The sequence below is a fragment of the Cytobacillus praedii genome, assembly GCF_001439605.1.
Taxonomy (GTDB): Bacteria; Bacillota; Bacilli; order Bacillales; family Cytobacillaceae; genus Cytobacillus; species Cytobacillus praedii.
Genome location: NZ_LMBX01000014.1, coordinates 45,885 through 71,160 on the forward strand (window position 1 = coordinate 45,885; position 25,276 = coordinate 71,160).

Sequence of the window (25,276 nt, forward strand, 5' to 3'; positions counted from 1 at the left end):
TGGATGAAAGCCCAAACTTGATAAAAAAACGAAAAAAAGGGTCTTCATCAAATAGATGAAAGCCTAAACTTGATAAAAAGACGTGAAAAAAGGCCTTCATGAAAGGAATGAAAGCCCAAACTTGATAAAAAGACGTGAAAAGAGGTCTTCAACGAAGGGATGAAGTCCCTAATTTGATAAAAAACGTGAAAAGAGGCCTTCGTGAAAGGAATGAAAGCCCTAATTTGATAAAAAAGCGTGAAAAGAGGCCTTCGTGAAAGGAATGAAAGCCCTAATTTGATAAAAAAGCGTGAAAATGTGCCTTCATGAAAGGAATGAAAGCCCAAACTTGATAAAAAAACATAAAAAGAGGCCTTCATTAAGGGGATGCCCCCCCCTACTTGGTAATTAACCGTGAAAATGTGCCTTCATGAAAGGAATGAAAGCCCAACTTGATAAAAAAACGTAAAAAGAGGTCTACATAGAGGGGATGAAGTCCCCAACCTTAAATAGGCAAAACTGTAGATCAACCCTGGCGAGAACTTGAAACTTTTACAGTGTATTCTCGTATAGAGAATGGAGTGAATGAAAGGGGGGACAAAATTTGGAAATTGTTCTATGGGCTATTGGTGGGATAGTATTTGTACTTGCATTGATTAACGGAATTGGTTTTTATAAGTACCGAAGAGAAATAATGAAGTTGGATGCTAATTATATTATTGAGTTTATTAAAAGGAATGCGGAGAATGGAAATGTTTCATTATCTATTAATTATAACAATGAAAAATGGGCAGAAGTGAATGAAAAGATTCCTCAACCTTTAGCAAGCACGGTTAAAATTATGGTAGCAATTGAATTTGCGCAGCAAGCGGCAGATGGTCGGATTGATCCGAAGAAGATGGTAAGTTTGCAAGAACTAGATTTATATTATGTACCGAGAACAGATGGTGGTGCCCATGAGGCATGGCTTGCACAATTTAAGAAGGCCAACATTGATTATGTACCATTAAGTGAGATTGCAAAGGGTATGATTGCATTCAGCTCTAATGCAAATACTGATTATCTGATTCAAGTTCTTGGATTGGAAAAAATCAATCGTGTGGCTGAAAGCCTAGAAATAACCAATCATGAGCCAATCTATCCGATTGTTAGCTCACTGTTTATTCCTTCAAGTCTAATGACAGAAATGAATTTATCCAAAAAAGAGACGCTGCATGAGCTCAAACAGATGGCCATGAACGACTATCGAAATCGCGCAATAGCTATTCATAAGAACCTTCTCTCCAAACCGCTAATTCCTCGAGAAAAGCAAAAACTAATTAAAGTGTTGAATATGAAATTTCAAAAAGTCTGGTCGGATCGTATAACACGTTCAACAACAGAAACATATGCATCTATAATGAAGAAGCTGAACAGCAAAGAGTTTTTTAATAAGAATGTTTATGACTATTTGGATCCAATTATGGAGCAATTAATGGGTAAACCTGAAAATAGTGATTGGCTCCAACATGCAGGGCAAAAAGGGGGCTCCACTGCATTTGTAATAACTATGGCAATGTATGCAACTGATAAGGAAGGCAATCAAACCGAATTAGCCTTTTTCGCCAATGAATTATCTTTAATAGAGCAAACAAAACTTTCTCGAGTGCTGAACGAGTTTCAGCTGAGGTTTCTCAGGGATTCAGAATTTAGAGAACTTATAAGGTCAGAGTTTTCACATTTGTAGAAAGGCACGGATATACCCTTCTTTTATTATGGATTCCTATAAAATAGTAGATTTCTCCGCAAAAAAGCCTAAAATGAATAATGGGAGGTTTTATTCATGCAAGAAATTAGTAATCTCGCATTATTCATTATTCTGTTATTTGTTTTTGTCCCGATTATTATTTCAATGAATCAAAAGTTAGGGATGGGCAAAGATATCCTCTATTCTTCGATAAGAGGATTTATTCAATTATTATTATTAGGATTTTTTATTTCATTTTTGTTTTCTTTAGAAAATGTTTTCGTCGTATTTGGCTATATTTTTCTCATGATGATTATTGCTTCATTAAATGCATCTAAGAGAGGGTTGGACCGGAAAAAGTCATTTTTTATATTACTTGCCGGAATTGCACTGTCTGTTCTTCTCTGTATTTGTATCTGGCTAGTTTTTGAAATTATCCCGCTTGAGGCGCAGTATTTAATTCCCGTAGGGGGGATGTTTATTGGAAATGCGATGATTGCTGGTGCGGTTGTTTTAGAAGCAATGAAAAACAATCCTGAAATGGAAGAAGAGTTTTTGAAGAAAAAGGCTATTAAAATAGCGATGATCCCAACAGTAGATATGTTAAAAACAGTCGGTCTGATTCAAATCCCTGGTACAATGACAGGTATGATTCTTGCTGGTGCAGATCCTTTCGGTTCAGTAAAATATCAAATTTTTATTATTTTTACCTTATTAGTTGTATCCTCATTGGCAGCCATCATCGTCTGTTTACTCAATTATAAATACATTATGAAGGAAATCTCCATCCAACAGGATACTAGTATTACATTATAAGAGGATGAAAATGAGTGCAACAAATTCAAATTCTGCAAAAAGTTATAGATTACATAGATGAACATATTAAGGAAGAGATCAATCCAATGGATTTAGCACGTATTGCCGGTTATTCTCCATTTCATTTTTATCGGTTATTTAATCAGCATATTGGCTTTTCCATAATGGAATACGTTTTAAGAAGAAAGCTGCAATATGCTTTATATGAGCTTGCAAATGGAAAGAAAATAATTGAAATTGCAATGGATTACGGCTTTCACACGCATGCTGGATTTACTAAAGCATTTAAGAGATGTTTTGGCTGTCCTCCTAGTCTTTATAAGCTTCATTGTCCAGTATCTCTCCCGAATAGACTAGATTTATTGAAATTACAGCAAAAGGAGGTTGGGGGAATCGTCCTTCAGCCGAAAATGATTTCAAGAAATGCCTTTTGGGTAGCTGGAAAAAAGTTTGAAATCCAAGCGGGCAATATTTCTTTTACGAGAGATGCACCAGCTTTCTGGGAAGATGGCGGATTTAATGACGGTGCAGTTGAGACAGATCTGTATAAATTACTCAATCCCAAAAAGCATGGTGAATATTGCTTTAATATTAGTCATGATATAGTTGAAAATCTTTTTACGTTTCTTTTTGCAGTAGACTATGAAAAGGATACTAATATCCCGACAGAAATGGTTAAATGGGAGATTCCTGCAGCGACATATGCTGTTTTTAGGACTCCGTTAGTAGAAGTAGATCAGTTTGTTTCTTCTATTAAAGGGACTTGGCGTTATATTATTGAAGACTGGCTCCCGTATTCAGACTATGAAGTTGATGAAGATAGCTATGATTTTGAGTATTATGATGAAAATTGTCACCATTGGGACCACGAGAAAATTTATATGGAAATTCATCTTCCAGTAAAAAAAAGAAGAGGGTGAAACTTACCCTCTAGACATTTTTAATACTTTTTTTAATAAGTAAAGCACCGGGGATAAGAGGATTGCACTTATCACGATAGCTGTATTAATTGAAAATAATGAAGCGATTCCTCCAATGATTGGTCCGCCGCTAATCTGACCTATTGCATCTACTTGCCCTTTCACCGAAAAAAAGGTTGCGCGGACGGATGATTCCGGAATTACCGTATTCAGCCATATTTCTTCGAGTGGATGCATAATCTGCCTAGCTAATTGAATAATTACATAAAAACTTATCAAACCAATAATAGACGTAGAGTATGAAAAACCAATTAGTGAACATATAATCAGCAAACTTCCTATAAATAGAGAGAGATAAATTAATTTAAGATGCTGATGAATAGAGCTTCGATTTATGACATGCAATAGTACAAAAGACAAAAGGACAATCAAAAATTGAATAGCACCAGTTACAATTACAATATTTCTTTCGGAGAAATAGGTGAGGGGGGATGCGTCAATGAAATGTGTTAGCCATAAACGATCAAAGCCCTCGCTATAAAATCCGAAAAACAATGCTATTAGGAAAAGCAATCTTATTAAACGAATTTCTTTAGAATAGTTAGCAATTTTGCTGATATTTGTTTTCATATTCATCCATACAGATGATTGTGTTTGCAATCTCAATGGGATGAACTTTTCTTCTTTCATATAAATCATTAAATAAACAGCGAGAGCGATCATGCAAAGTCCGCCAAGTATGATAGGCAGGTTCAGCATAAATATTCCTGTAACGATGCTTAAAGGAATTGCGATCATTTGACCAAGGTTGCTTGCCTTTGCTCCATTAACAAATGCACTAGCCGCCTGTTCTTCACCTATTTCATCACTAATCCATGCTTGTAATGACCCGCTGGTAAAGGTATAGCCGATCCCCCATAATATTTGTGAAAAAATAACAGCTAGAAATATTGGAAACAATCCTTCAACTAGAAATCCAATACCAATTAAAAGGTATCCAATAATAATTGATAATTTTCTGCTTTTTATATCAGAAACAACCCCAGTCGGAATTTCAAAAATAAAAACAGTTAGTTCAAGTACAGTACCAACCAATACCAGTTCAATCGGATTGAGATTGACTACTTGCACATGATACAACAAATTTACTGTAAAAATAAATGTGAAGAATAGTTGAGAAAAAAAACAGGTATGGATATATACAAAATATGGATTACGGTTCAATAAGCGATTCATATCATTCCTCCTTACATTTATCTTAAAGAGGAATGAACGTTATTTCTTTTCCAAATTTGCGATAATAGAATAAAAGAAACCTGTCTCAATACGTAAGAGACAGGTTTATCTGTTATTTATTCCTTGCAGCGAAGATTCTATTTCTTCCTTCTTGTTTTGCTTTATATAACGCTTGATCAGTAAGATCCAGAAGTTCTGAGAAATTATCTGCTGATTCTGGCAAATGACCAACTCCCATTGAAACGGTTACAGGCTTTCCAGTAGGGCTGTTCGTCGTTTCTAAAGTTTTCCTCAAACGCTCCGCAATTACTACTGCTTGTTCAAGTTCGATTTCTGGAAGGATAATCAGAAATTCTTCACCACCCCAGCGGAAGCCCAGATCACTTTCAATCGTTATCTCAGAAATTAATTTAGCGATGTATCTTAAAACCTCATCTCCTTTAAGATGGCCATACTGATCATTTATTAATTTAAAACGATCAATATCGAAAAGGATAATAGAAAATGGATCTGTGCTAAGTGTCATTTTTTCCAAAGCACGGCGATTATATAGGCCTGTTAGATGATCACGCTTTGATTCGCTTTCAGCAGAGTTGAGCTTTTTCTGGTAAAAATCAATTGCGATTAATAATGTACGCTTCAATTCTCTAATCTCAAAATACCATTCGGGAATTTTTTCTGTCGGTACCGGTTTGTTTTTTGTAACTTGATGAGCATAAATGGCTAAATCCCTAATTGGATCAACAATTTTTATTAACATAAAGATCGTTAATACAAATACAAATAGCATAAATGGGATCGTATAGAAGCTAATTTGTTTGCCTAGTTCGTAAGTTGGTTTATTTACAGCTATCTGTGAGGTTTGAGAAACAATCCCCCAGTCATTTGCATCAACAGTGGCATAGCCAGCTAACATTTTTTCTCCCAAAGTATTAATAACAACCCGACTTCCGCTGTTACCTTTTATTAATTCTTTTACTACTTCGTTTTCTTTAACATTGTCATTTATTCTATTTATATTGGGATGAAAAATGATATTTCCCTTTGAATCAACAACATAAACATATGAATCGTTTTGGTGCTTAGGATGCTGACCAAGAATGGTCTTAATACTGTTTTCTTCATGCAGATTGATTGTTCCAGCAAGAAAGCCAATATATGTACCGACATCATTAAAAACTGGAACAGATATTAATATAACTAATTTTCCATTTATCCCAACATAGGGGTCCGAAACTGTATGTCTTTTTCTCTCTAGTGCTTCACGAGCACCGATTGAATTTACTTTTGTTCCTTCTACATTAATATCTGGAACAGATGCAATAACAATCCCATTACGATCAACAAACCAGGTACTGTTGAAATAAGTTGTAGAGTGCAATAAATCATATAAATCTTTATATATATATTTTGAATCTAACGTTTTATAATCTTCGTCTCTTGCTTCGACACTTAAATTTGAAAACATATCACGAAAATGCATGTTTGTTGTATCAGCCAGTTTTTTTGCATAAAATTGATTCTCTATTAAATAATTTTTCTCAAGAGTATTTTTGCTTACTATTTGGCTTGATATTAAACTGCCAACATATGTGCCAATCATCGCAAAGCTCAACAAGAGTAAAATTAATAATTTTATACTTAATTTTATTGGTTTCATATCATTTCCTCAAAAAAAAGTACTATTCACAGTTTGAATAGCCTTAAGAAGAGTATACTATTATTTTTAAACGGATAACAATATGAAATTCATGTTTTAAAGCATAGAAATGTTGGAAATAGCAGATGTTCTATTAATATCAATATTTAGTGGAGATAGGGAACGCAAATTTTCTCCTTTAATTATTTTTCTACAATCATATTAAGGAGATGATCCAACCTCCGAATGCCCCAGCGGCAACAATTATCCAAGAAGGCAGTTTCCAAAAAACGAGCATGCTATATAAAATCCCAGCAAATGCAAAGTCCACTGGAGATACTATCGAGCTAGTCCAAATAGGGTAATACAATGCAGCAATCAAGATTCCGACAACAGCAGCGTTTACACCCATTAATGCACCTTTAATTTTTGGATTTTGCCGCAGCATATCCCAAAAAGGAAGAGTACCTAATATTAACAGGAAGGCTGGTAAGAAAATAGCGACCGAAGCAATTATTCCTCCTTTCCAACCATCCATCACCGCTCCGAGATAGGCTGCAAATGTAAATAGAGGACCAGGAACAGCTTGTGCAGCACCGTAACCAGCCAAGAAGCTCTCTTCACTTATCCAGCCGCTTGGAACAAATTCACGTTCAAGTAAGGGAAGGACGACATGACCGCCGCCAAACACTAACGAACCGGATCTGTAAAAACTATCGAACATTGCAATCCAATAGGATGAAGTAAATTCGCGTAAGAATGGCAAAATTATAAGTAAACTAAAGAATAATAGAAGACATCCTATACCTAACCTTCGGGATAGAGGAAAATGAGTTTTTACAGTATGACTCTCATGATTTTGTTTATAAAGGAAATAGCCAATTAGTGCAGATAGAACGATGATCCCAACTTGAGTAAATGCAGTTTGCCATAATAAAGAAGCAACTAATGCAAATAAAGCAATTGCTTTTCTGCTTAAATCTGGTGTTAGTTTCTGTCCCATTCCTAAAATAGCATGCGCAACAACAACTACTGCAACAATCTTCAATCCATGAATCCATCCTGCTTCTGAGACATCAAAGGTTTGCAGAAAGAGTGCAAATAAAATGAGAGCGATGACTGAAGGCAATGTAAAACCTAGAAACGATACAATTCCTCCTAAGACACCGGCACGCATTACCCCGATTCCAATCCCTACCTGGCTGCTTGCCGGACCGGGTAGGAATTGACATAAAGCAACTAAATCTGCATAGCTTTTTTCATCCATCCATTTTCTCTTGCGAATGTACTCTTCATGAAAGTAGCCTAAATGAGCAATGGGTCCTCCAAAAGATGTGAATCCAAGACGTGTTGAAATAATCAGGATTTCAATTAATTTAGAAAAATATCTTTCTGTTTTTTGAGATTTCAAAGTTGATCACCCTCTTGCATGTGTTTTAATATTTTACAGCTCTAGCGATTGATTCGCTGAAGTCTATCAATATTAAAAATATAACACTTGTTCTGTTCTTAGCAGAATGACCAACAAAAAATTTACAAAATCTTTACATTGTAATATATCCATTTTAATACAATTATTATATTGGAATGTTTTAGGAGGGAATGATAAACAATTGTCGAATTTATTCATATTACGAGGATTTGATATTTGTAAATAGATATTCTTTAAGGACGTGGTCTAAATGATAACTTACCCATTCTTAGATAAGGGAACAACAATTGGTGTAACGGCGCCATCTTCTGGAGTACAGCCTGAATTGCATGATCTGATAAAACAATCGTGCGAGCGAATGAAGTCAAAAGGTTTCAATGTTACATGCGGAGATACAGTTTGGACTCAAGACAAAGCAAAATCTGCACCAGCAAAGAAACGTGCCGAGGAATTTAATAAAATGATGGCTGATGAAAATATTGGCCTGATTTTTCCTCCTTGGGGCGGTGAGCTGCTGATTGAAATACTTGAGGAAATTGATTTTAGCCAGATTCAAAATAAGTGGGTTTTAGGTTATTCAGATACGAGTGTTTTATTGCTGGCAATCACTTTAACAAGTGGAATCGCAACCGCACATGGAACAAATTTAATCGATTTAAGAGGGGAATATTCAGACGAAACGACAGCCATGTGGGAGAAGGTGCTTTCAAAAAAGCATGGTGAATCTGTGCTGCAGCATTCGTCTAAGAAATATCAAGAAAAGTGGGAGCACGATCATCCAACTCCCTGTGTCTTCCATTTAACAGAACCAACTTCCTGGAAGACGATTTCAGAAGGGAAAGTTGAAGTAGAAGGTCGATTAGTTGGCGGCTGTATTGATATGATCCGGCATTTAATTGGCACACCGTTTGGTAATGTACAAAGCTTTAGACAGAATTATATTAATGATGAACCGCTTCTATGGTATTTTGAGAATTGTGAGATGACCGCGACTGATTTAAGAAGGTCTTTAGTACAAATGAAATTAGCTGGCTGGTTTGAAAATTGTGCAGGGATCTTGTTTGGCAGAAGTGCGGCGAATACGCCTGTAGGAAACTATACAGTAGAAGATGTTTATTTAGAATTATCAGCAGAACTCGATATTCCAGTTATTTATGATATCGATTGCGGTCATGTACCTCCACAAATGACTTTCATCAATGGATCATATGCTGAAGTAATTGTAGGGGAAGGGAAAAGTACAGTACGCCAATACTTTAGATAATTCGTGATTAAACAGGGGGATTATCAATGAAACAAAAAGGATTTGTTCGGCCAACTGATTATTATGATGAACGTCTATCTGTAATTGATGAACAAATATGTATGTTATTTAAAGAAAGGAAAGTGCTTTCGAACAAACATCCCGGATTTCCACCTGATGAGTACATTACCAAGTGGGCCGGAAAGTTCGAACTTTATGAGGACTTGCTCAGGTCTATATTTGGAGCACTTAGAATGGAAGATGAATTTAGACCTCGTGTTGAACCAACTAATTTTATTAAGCATATTCCAATTTTAAAATCTATTGAAATAGATATGAAAATATACACTGTAACCTTTATTCGGCAGTTTGAGAATGCGAGTGTTGTACACTTAGATATCAATTGGGACGGTACGAATGATTCTCGTGAAGAATTACATAATTACCGTACCTTTGAAATGAACTTAGGAAAGCAATATGATTGTCGGCCATATGGAGGAAGAGGAGGTACGGGTCAATATACACACCAATTCATTGTAACTCCTCCAATACCGGATGATCCAACTGGGCTTATTATTTCTTTTATTGAATATAACTCAATTTTTAGTGACAAGAAAACAGGAGTTGAAGTGAAAATTCATGTAGAGGAAGGTTGTTAATACATTTCGATTAGATAAGTTTGAGAGGGAAGCAGGATGAATTTTTTTATCAGAAAAATGACTGAACATTTTGCGGTGGAAATACTCAATTGGAAGTATGAAGCACCGTATGATTTTTATAATAATGACCTATGTACAGAAAATATAAAAGAACTCCTTGAGCAAACATATTATGCAGTCGTAAATGAAAATGATTTTTTAATAGGATTTTTCTGTATTGGCAGCTCTGCACAAGTTCCAATCGGTTTGGAATATGGTGCGTATTCGGATGGTTATATCGATATAGGGCTTGGCATGAAGCCAGAATTAACAGGGAAGGGTTATGGTTACTCATACTTTTCTTATCTTCTTCAATATATTAGGGAGATTTATACAGATAATAACGTCCGTTTAACAGTTGCTAAGTTTAATCAGCGTGCCATTCGTTTGTATGAAAAACTTGGGTTTGAACGTAAAATTGAATTTGCGAATAATTCAACTATTTTCTTAACAATGATAAAGGAATAAACGCAGGATTATTCGGAGGGGAATGGTTTTTCATACGAACAAAAGTAAATTATCCATTTATCTATTTTTTTATGGAGCCAGCTGTCGTATTTGTATATAAAATTGAAACGAATGATTACTTAACCGTCTCAAGGTTTTTAGATGGTGGAAGTTTGGAAACGTATGAATTGAATCATCCGGAAGAATTTAATACATTTACACATGAAGAATCGCACCCACTTTTTGGTCGAGGATACTTCATTCAACAAAACGATACTTACAAGATGACAAAATTCATTAATAAACAAATTCAAAAACACCGTGTAATCAACGATGGACCGATACACATTGTTTCAACAGAGTCGGCAGCTGGAACCATTAGGTATAGTATAGATAGGCCAAGGAAAGTGCTTGCATTTTCAGAGTTTTTTTCATTTGGACCATTGTGGAAGCTTGATAGGGAAGAAGGTCAGGCTTATCGAAATGAATGGCTTTTTGACAATATTAACATGGAGTTTCAAGATGATTATGAAAACGAAATGAGATTTGCCAATACGTTGCTTGAAATAGAAGACATAGAAGAGGGGGTTCCTATTTACATATGGGTTGGAAATAATACACTCGAGCAAATTGGTGTCCGTTTTATCTTGCAGCTGCTAAGCGGAAAAGCAAATGCTGTCTTTCTCATAAATTCTGCTGTCCTCTATCAAAAACTTATTAATCATCATCTACCCATTTACCATACTAGTCAAATGACACCTGATCACATTAAGCTTATTTTCGAACAAGGAAAGAATAGTCACCCATTATCTCTAGAAGATCGTGAACAATATGTAAGATAATGGAAATCACTGGCGCAATCAAAGGGAGTTCTTCGCCTATGGCGGAATAATGAAATAAGTAGCGTCTCTGAAAATCATTATGACTCATTAATCATTCAAATAATTAAAAAGATACATAGAGAACAGGTGCATAAAGATTTTATCAGGGCATCTAAAGTGATTGGAGAAATGCTGGAGCAAATGATGGAAGAATTCGTTAGCGATTCCTTTTTGGAATATAGAATTAGATATTTAATATACAATGGGGTACTCGAATTAAAGGGTGTACCTAAATCGATGAGACACTATAGCGTGAAGCTGAGATAATTAAAAATTTCCTTATGGGAGATAAACTGATGAATCCAATGAATCTCATGGCATTAGGATTACCTTTCGTTATCGTAATGTTAGTAATAATTTGTTTTTATAAAGTGTTTGTCAAAAAGAAAAGTGTGGCGCCTTTCTATACTCCATTTGATAAAATCACTGGTCAAGCTGAAGTGGAATACCATGAGGAGCAAGAAATTATAGCTGTGAATGAGGACGAAGGCGACGATAAAAATCGGTAAACAGTGTTTGACAGGGTATCCCAAGTAGGGGATATCTTTTTTTTGCACACTTAAGTTGAGTAAATATATTTTTCTTTTAAGGGAATAATATACCATGATGGACTAAGATTGTTGAGAATTCTCAAAACTGATTGATTACAAAAGGTTTTGAAGAAAAATGAAAGTCTAATATAGAAGGAGTAAATAATTATGATCTTTTATATAAGTATCCTATATCCTTCATTGGCAGCAAGACAAAACGTTTCTCAAAAGGTGTATAACCTATGAGGCAGCAAAAATTGATCATGCTCTTAATAATGATTCTCCCTTGGTTAACCATCCCCTTAATCGGCAAAAAATCAATCAAAAGATATTTATCTGCAGGTATATTTATTTCAATTATTGTTACCATAGAAAGTTTCATTGCCAAAAAAAGAAGATGGTGGTGGTTTCATGTTAAAATTCATCCGAATATACAAGGTGAGTTTCCTTTAATATGGGGTCCATTTCTAATTGGCTCGCTTTGGATTTTAAAATTTACATACCGAAATTTCTATCGATATATTATTTTAAATCTCATTATTGATACATTTTTCACATATGCATTTGTGAATTTCCTTCAATACATAGGAATTGGGACACTTGGACGTTTAAAAAAAATCCAATTATCATTGCTTTTCTTTTTCAAATCTCTCCTTTTGTATGGTTTTCAAACTATCAAGGAAACCTTCATAAAGGGTTAGAAAGGGAGAGTATAAAAAATAAAAATCACCACAACTTGATAAATGTGGTGATTTTTTTCTTGTACAGATTATTCCACTAGATCATCTTTAGACACGGCCCAAAAAGAAACTGCGATTGATAGACATACAACTATAAATGGAGCATAAAAAATTAGAAAATGACTCATGAAATCTCTCCTTTTAAGGATGATTGCTTTGTTTTCCTTGTACATATTCCTTATTAAACAAAAACAATCTGAGAAGCAGAATCAATGATGGAATTAATAATGCAAGTCCTGCAAGGAAAGCAAATATTAAAGCTGTTGCCATGGCTTCATTAGTAAAACCGTCATAAATAGTAAGATGTGGATATAGTAAGTATGGGTAATGAGAAATGCCATAGGCAAAAAAGGCAAGTGCAAATTGCCCCGTTAAAAGTCCAAATGCAAGACCATATCTGATTCGCTTCCATAGTAAATAAACTGTTCCAACAAATAGTATGAGTGAGAACGCAAACAACCACCATAAATGTATTAAGCGAGTATAATGCTCATGATTATGTCCGTGCATTTCAACGATTATTCCAGTTGCGGTAAGAATACAAGGACCTGCCCAAATAAGAGAATATTTCCGCATAAGTTCAGTCGCTTCTATGTCATTAGCATGATCTGCATACCATGTCAAAAATACAGCTGAAATATATAATACGGCTGTCAAACTTAAAACAACAATGCTCCAACTTAATGGGCTTGTAAAAAGCTTTAAATAATCGAGTACAGGACCTGTTTGCTCCAGCGTGACAAAACCTCCTTCTGAAATCGATATTACTATGGATAATGAAGCGGGTATAAATAGCCCTGATACCCCATATAAAAAGACATATATTTTTTGTTTAAGACCCCCATAGGTTGTAAATGCATAATAGGAGCCTCTAATAGCGAGCAAAATGATCGCTATGCTCACAGGAACTAGTAAAGTTGTACCGTAAAAATACGCTGTTTTTGGGAAAAAGCCGACAATTCCTACAAAGAAAAACACAAGAAAAACGTTTGTAACCTCCCAAACAGGGGATAAGTACCTCTGGATAATTTTCGTTAGAATATGCTGTTTACCTCTGTATAGACTATAAGCATTAAAGAATCCTGCACCAAAATCAATCGAAGCAATGATAATATACCCAAAAAGGAATAACCAAAGGACAGAAATTCCGATCACTTCAAGAGTCAATCCAGTTCACCTGCTTCCTCTGTTACTCGATCAGCTAGCTCCTGCTCAATTGTGTTCTTACGAAACATTCTTGAAAGAACAATGATACTGCCTATTCCTAAAATTATATATAAACCTGCAAATAAAATAAGCATCGTATCTACTTGGCCGCTTGATGTCGCAGCATCTTTTGTTTTCATAATTCCTCGTAAAACCCAGGGCTGACGTCCAACCTCATCAAGCCACCACCCTGCCTCAATTGCAAGAATGGAGAGCGGACCACCTATGACAATCAACGATCGATACCATTTGGAACTGATGAACGTCCACTTCCTCCATAAACCAGCAATAAATGCGATAGATAGCACTAACATCAACATGCCGATTGTAACCATCGCATCGAATAAATAGTGGATATATAGCGGAGGTGTTTCATCCTTCTTAAAATCATTGAGTCCAACGACTTCATAGCTAGGAATTCCATGGGCTAAAATGCTAAGGGCAAATGGGATTTTCAACGCATATTTCACTTCACCATCCTCAAGTATTCCATATAGGATTAGAGGAGCTTTTCCCTCCGTATCAAAATGCCATTCTGCCGCAGCTAATTTCTCTGGCTGATATTCAGCTAAATACTTACCAGAGAAATCACCAATGATAACCGTTGCAATTGTAAATATTAACCCAACTTTCATAGTGAAGAATAATGCCTTTTTATGATAGAGATGATTAGAGCCTTTCAGTAAACGGAAAGCAGCAATAGATGCGAGAACAAAGGCAGAGGTCATATAAGCTGACACAAGAACATGCGCAACCTTAGTAGGCATTGCAGGATTAAACATAGCTAGCAAGGGTTTAATATTTACTAAATGTCCATCTACTATGTCAAAACCTTGGGGTGCATTCATAAAAGCATTTACAATTGTAATAAAAATTGCCGAAAAAGAAGCACCTAGAGCTACTGGAATTAGTAGCAGCAAATGCTTTTTCTGGTTTTCAAACCGATCCCATGTATATAGATAAATGCCTAGGAATATTGCTTCAAAGAAAAAGGCAAATGTTTCCATGAATAAAGGGAGGGCAATTACATTCCCTGCAAGCTCCATAAAGTTTGGCCATAGGAGGGAGAGCTGTAAGCCTATCGCAGTACCAGTCACAACACCAACTGCAACTGTGATTACATAGCCGCGGGTCCATCTCCTGGCTAATAGAATATAATGTTCGTCCTGCTTCTTTATCCCAACCCATTGAGCCATCATAATCATTAGGGGGATGCCAACCCCAATGGTGGCATAAATAATATGGAAGGACAAAGTCATTTCAGTTAAAACCCGACTGAAGAAAACAGCTTCTTCATTTCCCATTTCAAAAACTCCTTTTCTTATCCTGCAAAAGCTCGGCCAATAAATGATAATCCCATAATTAGCGCAACAATAAATACCAGCCAAGTTAATTTTCTTTCGTGATTTTTATACATGAATGATCACTCCTTCATTCTGTCCTTTATATATTATTTTCTATAAAAGGGAGTTTGATGTAAGAAAGAATATTGCGATAATATTTTGCGGACAGAATATCAGAAAATACCATAATCTGTTAGTATGAAAATAAGAAAAGATACTCAAAATTTTATATTCTTACTCTAAGTCAAGAATTTTATATTTAAAGAAAATGTATGGTCTTGAATTTTAATCCTCAAATGGAGCCAATGGAGATCCAAATTGTTGTAGGTGGTGCAAATTTCGATGAATATTTTAGAGCAAGGTGAGTGAATGAAACACATATTGTTATCTAACTAAACCACGTAAATGCTAAATGCATATTTCATAACTGCTGGTATACTCAATTAGAATAGGAGTTTAACATGGAATTTAATTTTAATTGTTTCTTAATAATTTAGAAAAAGGTATATGGATTTAAGTCTCATAGAATAAGCAGTTTGTATGGATTCACATAAACTAGACAAAGGAATGCAAATAGATGAATTTATCAAATACAGAATTAAAAAAATTAAGTCAAAAAGTTACTCATGTATTAATGAATGGAATGAAATGGCAGATTGATGAAGATATACGTTTAATTGGCAGCGGAGTTATAAATGCCGTATTTTTAATTAGGGAAAGGGAAAGAGGGTTGCTTGCGGTTCGAACACCATGGAGATCGGAAGAACGGATGATGGACAAAAATTCAAGCGGAATTATTTCTTTACAAAAAGAAGCAGCGATAGCAAAGCATTGTGCTAAACATCAAATTCCTGTTCCTAAAATACATCAGCTATATATTGGGAATGACATTAATTTTCTAGTATCTGATTTTATTTCTGGAGATAACCAAAAAATTTCATCATATTCTATAGGGAAGCTACTATCAAAAATACATAAAGTCCCTCTAAACGACTTATTCATTATAGATCAAAAAGAACGAACATTAAGTAGAATAATCTCTGAAAGAATAGCAGAACGAGCAATATCATTAGGGAAACTGATAAATACTGATATCATCGTTCCAGATTCAGGAATATTAGAGACCATATTGGATACTTCTAATATAAAAAACCGCCTCTTGCACCTGGATGTAAGAAGACCAAATATCATAGGTGAAAATGGAATCGTTCAATCCATAATCGATTGGGATAATGCATTTATTGGGAATCCAATAATGGAATTAATGAGAATATTAGAGACACAAGAATTAAATGCAGAGGCCTTTTTAGAAGGATATAACGAAACAGAACTACTTAAAAATACAGAGGATGTGATCCAATTAATCTATCGGCTTGATACGGCTCTCATGCTCTCAATATTGTTTATTTCGTTTTTAAATGATAAAGATAAAGGGGAATACTATCTAAAGCGCGTTCAATTGTTAATCAGTGAAATAAATAAATGCTTATAAAAAAAATTGCCATGATTGTATTTAACCACGAGTAAATTTTTTTGCTATACATCTACTAAAGCAATGCTTATTGACTCTTTTTTTAGGCTATTTCAAAATAGGATTAGCATTTGGGGCTATTTTTATGTTAACAGTCTATTTGCATAGAAAAGGGGTATGGAAACTGAAATAATAAAAGGTGATTGCTGCAGTGTAAAATAGGCATCATTAACTGAGTATTCATCCTTTTATATAATTTTTACAATTCGAAAGAAATTGTTTCAACACGATGTATTGAAAAGTTTTTTCCGTAATTATCCAATCATAAACCATATCTTATTCATCCAAAATAAGATAGCTTGTTCATTAAACAAGGGGGAGATTACGGTTGAAATGGCATAAAAGAATGCTTACTTTATTGCAGAAGCAGGGAGACAAGAAAGTCGCATTATGTGTAGATACATCTACAAATGAAGTTCCAAAGATGCTGATTAATAATATTGTTAAGCTATTTGAGCAACTAAAACCGGATACACTATTAGTTCAGGCAGATTTTAAAATAAGGAGTATTACGCCAATAAAAAGTGATACCATTAAATATTATTCACACGGAAAGTCTTCCTACACACTAGTACTTGAATGGGCACAGGAAGAAAAATTAGATACTCTATTTTATATTACTGATGTGACCGGGTTTATACCTGAAGAAATGGATACAGTTGATTTTGATTTATATTGGCTCGTTCCTGATGATTTCATCCCAAATGTTCCATTTGGGAAAGTAATTAAAGTTGCTTAACAAGAAAGATCCCTCGCAAGATGTGAGGGATCCAATTTGTCTTAACTATGAATATGAAGCTGTTTTTTTTGATAATCTTTATAGATCAAATGCCACTTTCTAAATTTTGTCCATGCTTTTTCGAAATCAGGCTGGATAATCGACAGCTGTACCCAGCCTCTTTCAGCCAAGTAAGCACTTTTATAATGCAATTCAAAACCTGTTAGAGCTGCATCATCTGCCATATATTGATCATCTTCATTTCCTTTTAATGTGACAATCATGGGATACCCGTCAGTTGTTAAAAACGACATTTCCTCTTCATTCTCTGCGGCAAGCAACAGTTCATAACGGCTTTGTAACAGTTTATAGCGTCCATCATTTTCATAAGCATATAAGGCTTGCTCAAAGCTTTTGAATAGCTGGGAGGAGTAAGTAAATGGGATATTCCCATTTGCATATAAGCCAAGATCAAGATAAGATGGTAAATTCTTGTCCACTTCTATGACATGATTAGAAAAGACAATTGCAATTCCGCTCATCGTCCCTACAGCTTTCCCGCTTACTCCTGTTGCTAGGTATACATCAGCTAAGGAGAATGGCAGTGCTCCAAAGGAACTTACACAATCGACACATAATTTGACCTGATATTTTCGGCACAGGTGCTGAATCATTTCTAAATTATTTAGCATGCCAGTTGATGTTTCCCCATGAGCCATAAGGAGCCATTCATATTTTTCATTTTCAAGCTTTTCGTGAATTTGAGACTCTTTAAATGGCTCGCCCCATTCATACGAAAGTAGTTCGTATTTGAGATTCCACCGATCTGCTTGTGCTTTTAATCGTTCCCCAAACGCCCCATTGGTAAGAATTAACCCTTTCCCTGACAGACAGCTAATTTGCCCAACCATCGCCTCATTTGCAAGTGTGCCACTGCCTGACAATACGTGTACATATTTAGCCTTACTCATATTCAGAAGACGATTCTGGACACTCTTTAAAGAAACGGAGAAATCATAAGAACGATGAGAAATAGGCTCTTGCAGCAAAGCAGCACGAATATCATTGGTTAATTGAACAGGCCCTGGGAAAAAGGAGTACGTCTTTTGTTTTAATCTTGCGGCAACAGACTGTTCATAACGTGCTCTTGTTAGAACCATAGGAATAAATTGCGCATCATCAGAGCCAACTGGATCTGCGAAGGCTTCAAATCCCATTTGATCATATAGTTTTAATTCACGGACAGTTCCAGAAATAACTGCTGCGCTATACCCTTTTTTATACGCATAATCAGATAATGCCCCAGTAAGCATAAAGAAAACACGTCCATTCCGATGCTCTTTCCTAACAGCAAGAAGCCGGATTTCACAAAGCTTACCAGTTAACGCATCCTCCGATAATAGATTTTCAACAGGGCCTAACTTCTTATCTAAAGAGAAGGGACGCTGATCACGAATAGCAATCATTCCTACAAGCTCTTGATCTTTTAAAACAATAATATATTGATTTTCATTATGAAATGGATCCACACGTACTCCATTGGGATCTGGGGCGTGTTGTGGGATCTCTTCTACAAAGGTTTCATAGTTTAATTTTGCAATTTCCGCAAACTCTTTTTCAGTACGTGCAATTTTACACCAATACATTTGAAAAAACCTCTCTTTTACAAAGCTACATTCTAATGATATGCATCATGATTAAAATCTATTTTCGCATAAGAAGAGCTATATGGAAATACCTTTCTCCTAAAAATGGAAAACTGCAGTAAAATTAATCGATGCTCTACATGGAAGTAAGATTATCTTATTTTATTTATAATGCCAGATTAATAGAATCATTTCTAAGTGTTTTTAGTTTGGAATACAACAAGGCTAGGGGATGAATCTAAGACCTCTGATTTAAAAGGCAATAATTCCATCTGGTGAACTCTAGAACATTAGTCCTATTGATTAAAATAAAATGAATATTTATAATTATCAGTATATTATAAAGAGGAGGCTAAATATGTCTTTAACGAAAAAGATCCTATTGGGAATGGGAATTGGAATCGTTGTTGGCTTACTATTAAATTTAGCTTTGCCTGATATGTATGATACTGTCCAATCGTATATTTTATATCCATTAGGTAAAATATTCGTGAATTTAATTAAAATGCTGGTTGTACCAATTGTTGTTGTTTCCTTAATTCTTGGGACTGCTGGAATTAGCGATCCGAAAAAATTAGGGAAAATTGGTGCGAAGACTATTTCATTCTTTCTTATCACAACAGCAATAGCTATTATTTTAGCAATTGGAATGAGCTATTTGTTCCAGCCAGGATCGGGAGACTTTCAATTAAATGGAGCGAATTATGAGGCAACAGAAGCGCCACCTGTCATTGATACGCTTGTGAACATTATACCAACAAATCCAGTCAATGCGATGGCTGAGGAATCAATGCTGCAAATCATCGTTTTTTCGATTTTTATCGGATATGGGTTGTCCAGACTTGGTGAAAAGGTGAATGGAATCTATCGACTCATTGAGCAGGCAAATGATGTATTAATGTATCTAGTTAACGTAATTATGAAATTTGCGCCATTTGGTGCATTTGCATTAATTGCTACGGCAATCGGCGGTCAAGGATTTGGGGCCATTATGGCGATGGGCAAATATATGTTTGTTGTATTATTTGTACTTCTTCTTCAGCTTGTACTTGTATACGGATCAGCATTATCTTTCATAGGAAAAATGAACCCAATTAAGTTTTTTAAAGGATTTTCACCGGCTATGATTGTTGCTTTCAGCACGTCAAGCAGCAGTGCAACTTTACCCATCTCTATGAAATCAGCACAAAATAATTTAAATGTTTCAAAGAGTGTCAGTGGTTTTGTCCAACCGCTTGGTGCAACCATTAATATGGATGGTACAGCGATTATGCAAGGAGTTGCAACGGTTTTTATTGCACAAGTTTATGGCAGTAATCTTAGTTTAAGCCAATTGCTCACCATTTTATTAACAGCAACATTAGCGAGTATAGGAACTGCTGGAGTACCAGGTGTTGGGCTTATCATGTTATCAATGGTGTTGACATCTGTCGGTCTTCCTGTTGAGGCAATTGCATTGGTTCTTGGGGTCGACCGTTTGTTAGATATGTGCAGGACTTCTGTCAATATTACAGGCGATGCTGTATGTGCTGTCATTGTGGATCGATCGGAAGGTAAGCAGGAAGATTTCGTATCAGAGGAGAAAAGCGCTTAATGCTTCACTATAATTCTTGAAATTAGGCTCCTTTTGGGAGTCTATTTTCATTCATCCATCTTTTGTAAAATATTTCATAATAAACTATAATAATGTCAACTTTTTAGAATTCTAATAATTTTATGAATCGATGGAGGAGACTATGCAAACTATACATACTTTTGGCAAGCAGGATCCAAATAAGTCCTACATAAAGAGACCAGCAGTCTATGCGGTTGTTTTCAATGAAACAATGAAGAATGCAGCAGTCGTTCAGACAGACGGCGGGAAATGCTTTCTCCTTGGTGGAGGGCTAGAGGGTGAGGAAACACACATCGAATGCTTAAAAAGAGAAGCAATTGAGGAATTAGGCTTAGAAATAGAAATCAAACAATATATTGGATACGCGGAGAGATACTTTTTTTCAACGAAGGAATATACGGATTATTTGAGTCAGGGCTATTTTTATAGATGTGAGCTCGGAAAAAAGATTTGCGAACCGCTAGAAGAGGATCATCATTTAATATGGATGGAAATTGAAGAGGTTCAAAAAAATTATTTCATGAACACCAAAGCTGGGCAGTGAAAACGGCTTTAGAATTAAGTAGACAAAATGACAAATAAATTGCTAAGGGGAACTCTTTTACTTTCATCAGCATCGTTTATATCAAAAATTCTTGGATTTATCTATATTGTTCCTTTTACACTATTAGTTGGGGATTCTGGCTATGCTTTATACAAGTATGCTTATGGTCCTTATTCGATTATGCTAAGTCTTTCAACTATGGGCATCCCATTAGCTATTTCTAAATTAACTGCAAAATACAAACAGCTTGAAAGAGAGGACATCGTTCGGAAAATAGTAAAGTCAGGTATGGCAGTCATGCTTGTTACAGGCATGACTTCTTTCTTGCTATTATATTTGTTAGCTCCGTTCCTTGCAGGAATCGTTGTTGATGGAAAAGGCAATGGGAATTCGTTAGGGAGTGTCATCTTTGTCATACGTGTTGTCAGCTTTGCCTTGATCATTATCCCGCCTATGAGTCTGCTGCGTGGGTTTTTTCAAGGAAATGATTCGATGGGACCTTCAGCTATCAGTACAGTTGTCGAACAACTATCAAGAGTATTATTTATCTTAGCAGGTGTTGTCATTTCATTAAAATTCTTACATTTATCAATCAAATCAGCTGTGGGAGTTGCAGCATTTGGTGCATTTATTGGCGGAATAGCTGGGCTTGCAGTCCTTTTGTTCTATTTTTGGAAAAGAAAACGATTTCTTATGAAACCAAGAAACGAGATAGTCATACATAATGATATTTCGGTCATTTCTATATTTAAAGAAATGATCACATACTCTATTCCGTTCGTCATCATGGGACTAAGCCTGCCAATTTATCAAAATATTGATACATACACGATAAATGATGTACTAAGGAGTAATGGGTATGTGAGAGGTGAAGAGGAAATTGTTAACGCAGTTATCGGTCTTGCTCAAATTCTCGTGCTCATTCCTGTTTCGATTACTACGGGACTCAGCGTATCGATTATTCCAAACATAACAAAATCGTTTGTTCAGAATAATTTTGGTTTGTTAAAAGAACAGATGGGTCAATCTCTGCTAATTCTTACGTTTATTATCATGCCTGCTTCATTAGGGATCTTTGTTCTTGCTGAACCATTATATCAATTGTTATTAGCTGGAAATTCACCAGTATTAGGCGGCCAAATATTGAAGGTTTATGCCCCCGCTGCGATATTGATTGCATTCTATGGGATAACTACTTCTATTCTACAAGCAATTAATCAGCAGAAAAAGTTAATAATCGGATTATTTATAGGTATCATTATGAAAGTAATCCTGAACTTTGTTATTACCAAGTATTTTTTTAGAAAAGGGTTTTATCTTAGCAACATACGTTGGGTATTTTACTTCACTAACTTTTAACATATTGATCATCCAAAAGACGATTGGTTTAAAACGGCTAAAAATCAAATATCGGTTAGTGAGTATCTTGGTTTCTGCATTGATTATGGCTATTTGTGTTTACTTTCTAAAGGAAGTTTTAGAAGAATTTGCAGGTACATTTTTAGTTGTTATGATTTGTAGCACATTAGGTATTCTCCTGTTTACATCATTTCTTTATATGGCATAAATTTTATTCGATTTAAAAATTTTCTAAAGGGGAAGTAAGTCAGAGATTTTTAGAGAATTATTAAGCATTTACAAATAATTATCCAGATTTTGATGTTTGCCACACTATTTTAACTGTGATAATAATGGTATGAAATAAATATGAATGTTTTCTAGGGTTCCGCAAACTTATTTGGACTGGTCCGAGAGAAAACTCGCAGCAATTGCTGCGCCACGGAAGGATAAAAGCCTGGGAGATAACTGTTATACAGATCTCTTTGGCTTATTTTTTTTGACTAAAAAACGTTTGGGAGGAAAAAAGATGAACTGGGTTAAAGTTTTCATTGCTGCATTTTTTGAAGTATTCTGGGTGATAGGCTTAAAACATGCGGACGATTTATGGACATGGATTGGGACAATCATTTCGATTATTATTAGCTTTTATTTAATGATCATGGCTGGGAAAAAATTGCCGGTAGGGACGGTGTATGCCGTATTTGTTGGAATGGGTACAGCTGGGACAGTATTATCGGAAATCATTTTCTTTCATGAACCATTGAAGATTTCTAAGATCATTCTTGTTTTAATTCTATTAATTGGTGTTGTTGGTCTTAAGCTTGTAACGAAAGATGAGCAAATTGAGGGAGGGGATACAGAATGAGCTGGATGTACCTGATACTTGCAGGAATTTTTGAAATGATCGGTGTAACGATGATTAACAGTTTACACAAGAACGGCAACTGGAAATCGCTTTTCTTCATGCTTGTTGGTTTCGGATTAAGCTTTGTATTTCTCGCACTTGCCATGGAAAAACTGCCAATGGGAACAGCTTATGCGATATGGACAGGAATGGGGGCTTCTGGAGGAGCTATATTAGGAATGGTCTTATATGGGGAGCCAAAGGACTGGAAACGTCTTTTATTTATAACTTTGGTATTAGGCTCTGCAATTGGCTTAAAGATCGTATCATAGGATAATTTTTTTATTTAACTGTACAATTTAGTATTAAAACTTTCTATCACTTTACCGATATAATAAAGTGCGATTAACTATTGCGTATACTGCCAGATAATTCTTGAAGTTAATTTATTTTACACCAAATGGGAGTGACAGAAAGTTGAAGATAAAAACGAGTTTAATTTCTACCCTATCCATCTTAATAATAACGGTAATTGGTTTAGGCTTGTTTTCAATTGCTATAATTAATTCAACCATTGATCAAAATCAGTTATTAAAAAACAAAATGGAAGTTCAAAAAGGAATAGTTAAAGTTCAATATCGTCTAACTGGTGTTTCTAATGATGAACGAGCGTTTATCATTACCGGGGAGGAACAATATTCTGCTGGGATGCAAAATAAAGCAAATGAAATTAAGAAAACCTTTAAAGACATAGAAGCTTTAATAAAAGAAGACAAATATAAAAAAGATCTTGTTTCTCTAGAAGAAAGTTTCGATGAATTCTGGAAGATGAATCAGCAGGTAATAAGAACTTTCAATGAAAATCCATCTGAAGCTAGAAGTTTACATTTTGGCGAAGAGAGAGCTTTAAGGAAAGAAGTATTAGATCCCGCTGTAAACCAGCTAGTTGAAACCCTTGAGAAAGATGTAAATAGTTTAAGTAATAGGATAGAAAGAGAAGGAAGCTGGAGTAAGACAGCACTCCTTTCTGCCGTAATCATCGCGACAATCATTGGTGTTTTGTTAGGGATCTTCTTATTAAGGTCCATTCTTATCCCACTTGGTCAAATTAACAAACAATTAGAAGAAATTGCTCAAGGTGAGGCGGATTTAACAAAACGAGTAAGAATCAAGGGGAAGAATGAGTTTGGACAATTAGCTAAATCGTTTAATATGTTCGTAGAATCATTGAGAGATATCATTAAACAAGTTGGCAGCTCCTCAGAACAAGTTGCTGCATCATCAGAAGAATTAACAGCAAGTGCAGAACAATCAAAAGCGACTACAGAGCTTGTTTCTGCTTCTATGCAAACCATTGCAGATAGCAATGCAGACCAAAGTGAAATGATGGAGAATAGTTTGCAAGAAGTTAATCAATCACTGCAAAGCTTAGTAGAGGTGACAGAAAACACAGCAACGGTGGCAGAGGTTTCGTCAGCAATGAAAATACAGGCTGAAAATGGATCAGAATCTGTAAAAAAGGTTGTAGAGCAAATGGAGTCTATTCATCATTCGGTTGACTTGGCTGGTGAAGGTGTAAACTCTTTAGTATCAAGTGTACAAGAAATTAAAGAAATTTCTTCATTAATCACGGATATTTCCAGTCAAACCAATTTACTAGCATTAAATGCGGCAATTGAAGCTGCGAGAGCAGGTGAACATGGAAAAGGCTTTGCTGTAGTAGCAGATGAAGTCAGAATATTGGCGGACGAAACAAATCTTTCTGTTAATAAAATTCACCATCTAGTTGCAACGATTCAGAGCGAATCGAATGATACCGTCAGCAACATTGTCCAAGTTAAGGAAAATGTCGCTACAGGTATAAATATTTCGAAGGAAACTGTAACTAACTTTAAAGAAATTCTTGATTCAATTGAAAAAGTAACCGCACAAATCCAGGGGGTAGCTGCAACTACACAGCAAATAACCGCTGGTTTTGAAATGGTACAGCATTCAATTGAAGGAATAACTGAAGGAACGAAAGAAACTGCAGCAAGTACAGAAAACATTGCATCCTCCACACAAGAGCAGTTGGCTACAATGGAAGAAATATCCTATGCAACAGCCTCTTTATCAAAATTAGCTGAGGACCTGCAAACCATGGTATCACGATTTAAAGTATAAAATAATTGTATGACACCTCCAGTTTGGGAGGTGTTTTT

The 25,276-nt window shown here is 35.4% G+C and carries 25 protein-coding genes and 1 riboswitch; of the genes, 18 read left to right on the forward strand and 7 right to left on the reverse strand.

The window, feature by feature from the left end:
- The first annotated feature begins 583 nt into the window (after positions 1 to 583).
- The 3 genes from ASU02_RS15290 to ASU02_RS15300 all read left to right on the forward strand — a co-directional run bounded on the left by ASU02_RS15290 (position 584) and on the right by ASU02_RS15300 (position 3,441).
- A complete protein-coding gene (locus ASU02_RS15290) occupies positions 584 to 1,705 on the forward strand; it encodes a serine hydrolase (RefSeq protein ID WP_057765123.1) in 1,122 nt (373 codons plus the stop codon).
- Positions 1,706 to 1,801: 96 nt separating this feature from the next.
- Positions 1,802 to 2,521 carry an ABC transporter permease gene (locus tag ASU02_RS15295; RefSeq protein WP_057765126.1) on the forward strand — a complete coding sequence of 240 codons (720 nt, stop codon included), beginning with the start codon at positions 1,802 to 1,804 and terminating at the stop codon, positions 2,519 to 2,521.
- Positions 2,522 to 2,535: 14 nt separating this feature from the next.
- On the forward strand, positions 2,536 to 3,441 hold the full coding sequence (locus tag ASU02_RS15300; protein WP_232426265.1) for an AraC family transcriptional regulator: 906 nt from the start codon (positions 2,536 to 2,538) through the stop codon (positions 3,439 to 3,441).
- A gap of 3 nt (positions 3,442 to 3,444) precedes the next feature.
- On the opposite strand, the gene ASU02_RS15305 is transcribed toward ASU02_RS15300, so the two are convergent.
- The 3 genes from ASU02_RS15305 to ASU02_RS15315 all read right to left on the reverse strand — a co-directional run bounded on the left by ASU02_RS15305 (position 3,445) and on the right by ASU02_RS15315 (position 7,727).
- Positions 3,445 to 4,677 (reverse strand): MFS transporter, encoded by a 1,233-nt coding sequence (locus ASU02_RS15305; protein ID WP_057765127.1) that lies wholly within the window; start codon positions 4,675 to 4,677, stop codon positions 3,445 to 3,447.
- Positions 4,678 to 4,789: 112 nt separating this feature from the next.
- Positions 4,790 to 6,337: a sensor domain-containing diguanylate cyclase gene (locus ASU02_RS15310; RefSeq protein WP_057765129.1), complete on the reverse strand. Its 1,548-nt coding sequence runs from the start codon at positions 6,335 to 6,337 to the stop codon at positions 4,790 to 4,792.
- A gap of 196 nt (positions 6,338 to 6,533) precedes the next feature.
- Complete coding sequence (locus ASU02_RS15315; RefSeq protein ID WP_057765131.1) at positions 6,534 to 7,727, reverse strand: chromate transporter; 1,194 nt, start codon at positions 7,725 to 7,727, stop codon at positions 6,534 to 6,536.
- A gap of 271 nt (positions 7,728 to 7,998) precedes the next feature.
- Between ASU02_RS15315 and ASU02_RS15320 the strand changes: the two genes are divergently transcribed.
- From ASU02_RS15320 to ASU02_RS15345, 7 genes are all read left to right on the forward strand, one after another.
- Positions 7,999 to 9,012: a S66 family peptidase gene (locus ASU02_RS15320; protein WP_057765133.1), complete on the forward strand. Its 1,014-nt coding sequence runs from the start codon at positions 7,999 to 8,001 to the stop codon at positions 9,010 to 9,012.
- Between the two features lie 26 nt (positions 9,013 to 9,038).
- Positions 9,039 to 9,650 (forward strand): hypothetical protein, encoded by a 612-nt coding sequence (locus tag ASU02_RS15325; RefSeq protein ID WP_057765135.1) that lies wholly within the window; start codon positions 9,039 to 9,041, stop codon positions 9,648 to 9,650.
- A gap of 36 nt (positions 9,651 to 9,686) precedes the next feature.
- Complete coding sequence (locus ASU02_RS15330) at positions 9,687 to 10,157, forward strand: GNAT family N-acetyltransferase (RefSeq protein ID WP_057765137.1); 471 nt, start codon at positions 9,687 to 9,689, stop codon at positions 10,155 to 10,157.
- 152 nt (positions 10,158 to 10,309) lie between these two features.
- Positions 10,310 to 10,978 carry a DUF1835 domain-containing protein gene (locus ASU02_RS15335; protein ID WP_057765139.1) on the forward strand — a complete coding sequence of 223 codons (669 nt, stop codon included), beginning with the start codon at positions 10,310 to 10,312 and terminating at the stop codon, positions 10,976 to 10,978.
- 9 nt (positions 10,979 to 10,987) lie between these two features.
- Positions 10,988 to 11,284, forward strand: a complete 297-nt coding sequence (locus ASU02_RS27385; RefSeq protein WP_082631819.1) for a DUF3658 domain-containing protein — start codon at positions 10,988 to 10,990, stop codon at positions 11,282 to 11,284.
- A gap of 29 nt (positions 11,285 to 11,313) precedes the next feature.
- On the forward strand, positions 11,314 to 11,526 hold the full coding sequence (locus ASU02_RS15340; RefSeq protein WP_057765141.1) for a DUF3951 domain-containing protein: 213 nt from the start codon (positions 11,314 to 11,316) through the stop codon (positions 11,524 to 11,526).
- Positions 11,527 to 11,789: 263 nt separating this feature from the next.
- A complete protein-coding gene (locus ASU02_RS15345; protein WP_057765143.1) occupies positions 11,790 to 12,248 on the forward strand; it encodes a hypothetical protein in 459 nt (152 codons plus the stop codon).
- A gap of 68 nt (positions 12,249 to 12,316) precedes the next feature.
- On the opposite strand, the gene cydS is transcribed toward ASU02_RS15345, so the two are convergent.
- The 3 genes from cydS to ASU02_RS15355 are packed head-to-tail and all read right to left on the reverse strand — an operon-like array spanning position 12,317 to position 14,797.
- The gene (gene cydS, locus ASU02_RS27390) at positions 12,317 to 12,415 is read right to left on the reverse strand and encodes a cytochrome bd oxidase small subunit CydS (protein WP_408607280.1); all 99 of its coding nucleotides are present in this window, start codon (positions 12,413 to 12,415) and stop codon (positions 12,317 to 12,319) included.
- 13 nt (positions 12,416 to 12,428) lie between these two features.
- Positions 12,429 to 13,454: a cytochrome d ubiquinol oxidase subunit II gene (locus ASU02_RS15350; protein ID WP_057765145.1), complete on the reverse strand. Its 1,026-nt coding sequence runs from the start codon at positions 13,452 to 13,454 to the stop codon at positions 12,429 to 12,431.
- Positions 13,451 to 14,797, reverse strand: a complete 1,347-nt coding sequence (locus tag ASU02_RS15355) for a cytochrome ubiquinol oxidase subunit I (protein WP_057765148.1) — start codon at positions 14,795 to 14,797, stop codon at positions 13,451 to 13,453. The genes ASU02_RS15350 and ASU02_RS15355 overlap by 4 nt, the downstream gene beginning before the upstream one ends.
- A gap of 616 nt (positions 14,798 to 15,413) precedes the next feature.
- On the opposite strand from ASU02_RS15355, the gene ASU02_RS15360 reads away from it, so the two are divergent.
- Positions 15,414 to 16,328 carry an aminoglycoside phosphotransferase family protein gene (locus ASU02_RS15360; protein ID WP_057765150.1) on the forward strand — a complete coding sequence of 305 codons (915 nt, stop codon included), beginning with the start codon at positions 15,414 to 15,416 and terminating at the stop codon, positions 16,326 to 16,328.
- Between the two features lie 367 nt (positions 16,329 to 16,695).
- Positions 16,696 to 17,106: a VWA-like domain-containing protein gene (locus ASU02_RS15365; protein ID WP_057765153.1), complete on the forward strand. Its 411-nt coding sequence runs from the start codon at positions 16,696 to 16,698 to the stop codon at positions 17,104 to 17,106.
- A gap of 41 nt (positions 17,107 to 17,147) precedes the next feature.
- On the opposite strand, the gene ASU02_RS15370 is transcribed toward ASU02_RS15365, so the two are convergent.
- On the reverse strand, positions 17,148 to 18,731 hold the full coding sequence (locus ASU02_RS15370) for a GNAT family N-acetyltransferase (RefSeq protein ID WP_057765155.1): 1,584 nt from the start codon (positions 18,729 to 18,731) through the stop codon (positions 17,148 to 17,150).
- 358 nt (positions 18,732 to 19,089) lie between these two features.
- Between ASU02_RS15370 and ASU02_RS15375 the strand changes: the two genes are divergently transcribed.
- From ASU02_RS15375 to ASU02_RS15400, 6 genes are all read left to right on the forward strand, one after another.
- Positions 19,090 to 20,325, forward strand: coding sequence for a dicarboxylate/amino acid:cation symporter (locus tag ASU02_RS15375; RefSeq protein WP_057765157.1), 1,236 nt, complete (start codon positions 19,090 to 19,092; stop codon positions 20,323 to 20,325).
- A 142-nt stretch (positions 20,326 to 20,467) separates the two neighbouring features.
- Entirely contained in the window at positions 20,468 to 20,890 is a 423-nt protein-coding gene (locus tag ASU02_RS15380) for an NUDIX domain-containing protein (RefSeq protein WP_232426266.1), read from the forward strand.
- Between the two features lie 27 nt (positions 20,891 to 20,917).
- On the forward strand, positions 20,918 to 22,249 hold the full coding sequence (locus ASU02_RS15385; RefSeq protein ID WP_456297728.1) for a putative polysaccharide biosynthesis protein: 1,332 nt from the start codon (positions 20,918 to 20,920) through the stop codon (positions 22,247 to 22,249).
- A 348-nt stretch (positions 22,250 to 22,597) separates the two neighbouring features.
- A riboswitch (guanidine-I (ykkC/yxkD leader) is annotated at positions 22,598 to 22,694 on the forward strand.
- Between the two features lie 63 nt (positions 22,695 to 22,757).
- Positions 22,758 to 23,096 carry a DMT family transporter gene (locus ASU02_RS15390; RefSeq protein ID WP_057765159.1) on the forward strand — a complete coding sequence of 113 codons (339 nt, stop codon included), beginning with the start codon at positions 22,758 to 22,760 and terminating at the stop codon, positions 23,094 to 23,096.
- Complete coding sequence (locus ASU02_RS15395) at positions 23,093 to 23,407, forward strand: DMT family transporter (protein ID WP_057765161.1); 315 nt, start codon at positions 23,093 to 23,095, stop codon at positions 23,405 to 23,407. Before ASU02_RS15390 ends, ASU02_RS15395 begins: the two co-directional genes overlap by 4 nt.
- A gap of 145 nt (positions 23,408 to 23,552) precedes the next feature.
- Positions 23,553 to 25,238, forward strand: coding sequence for a methyl-accepting chemotaxis protein (locus tag ASU02_RS15400; protein ID WP_057765163.1), 1,686 nt, complete (start codon positions 23,553 to 23,555; stop codon positions 25,236 to 25,238).
- Positions 25,239 to 25,276: the final 38 nt, after the last annotated feature.

Excerpts from the sequence above, each read along its gene's own strand:
- ASU02_RS15355 (WP_057765148.1), bottom strand. The coding sequence starts at position 14,797 with ATGGGAAATGAAGAAGCTGTTTTCTTCAGTCGGGTTTTAACTGAAATG.
- ASU02_RS15380 (WP_232426266.1), top strand. The coding sequence starts at position 20,468 with ATGCAAACTATACATACTTTTGGCAAGCAGGATCCAAATAAGTCCTAC.
- ASU02_RS15310 (WP_057765129.1), bottom strand. The coding sequence starts at position 6,337 with ATGAAACCAATAAAATTAAGTATAAAATTATTAATTTTACTCTTGTTG.
- cydS (WP_408607280.1), bottom strand. The coding sequence starts at position 12,415 with ATGAGTCATTTTCTAATTTTTTATGCTCCATTTATAGTTGTATGTCTA.
- ASU02_RS15375 (WP_057765157.1), top strand. The coding sequence starts at position 19,090 with ATGTCTTTAACGAAAAAGATCCTATTGGGAATGGGAATTGGAATCGTT.
- ASU02_RS15385 (WP_456297728.1), top strand. The coding sequence starts at position 20,918 with ATGACAAATAAATTGCTAAGGGGAACTCTTTTACTTTCATCAGCATCG.
- ASU02_RS15390 (WP_057765159.1), top strand. The coding sequence starts at position 22,758 with ATGAACTGGGTTAAAGTTTTCATTGCTGCATTTTTTGAAGTATTCTGG.
- ASU02_RS15340 (WP_057765141.1), top strand. The coding sequence starts at position 11,314 with ATGAATCCAATGAATCTCATGGCATTAGGATTACCTTTCGTTATCGTA.
- ASU02_RS15320 (WP_057765133.1), top strand. The coding sequence starts at position 7,999 with ATGATAACTTACCCATTCTTAGATAAGGGAACAACAATTGGTGTAACG.
- ASU02_RS15305 (WP_057765127.1), bottom strand. The coding sequence starts at position 4,677 with ATGAATCGCTTATTGAACCGTAATCCATATTTTGTATATATCCATACC.
- ASU02_RS15360 (WP_057765150.1), top strand. The coding sequence starts at position 15,414 with ATGAATTTATCAAATACAGAATTAAAAAAATTAAGTCAAAAAGTTACT.
- ASU02_RS15325 (WP_057765135.1), top strand. The coding sequence starts at position 9,039 with ATGAAACAAAAAGGATTTGTTCGGCCAACTGATTATTATGATGAACGT.
- ASU02_RS15370 (WP_057765155.1), bottom strand. The coding sequence starts at position 18,731 with ATGTATTGGTGTAAAATTGCACGTACTGAAAAAGAGTTTGCGGAAATT.
- ASU02_RS15345 (WP_057765143.1), top strand. The coding sequence starts at position 11,790 with ATGAGGCAGCAAAAATTGATCATGCTCTTAATAATGATTCTCCCTTGG.
- ASU02_RS15330 (WP_057765137.1), top strand. The coding sequence starts at position 9,687 with ATGAATTTTTTTATCAGAAAAATGACTGAACATTTTGCGGTGGAAATA.
- ASU02_RS15295 (WP_057765126.1), top strand. The coding sequence starts at position 1,802 with ATGCAAGAAATTAGTAATCTCGCATTATTCATTATTCTGTTATTTGTT.
- ASU02_RS15395 (WP_057765161.1), top strand. The coding sequence starts at position 23,093 with ATGAGCTGGATGTACCTGATACTTGCAGGAATTTTTGAAATGATCGGT.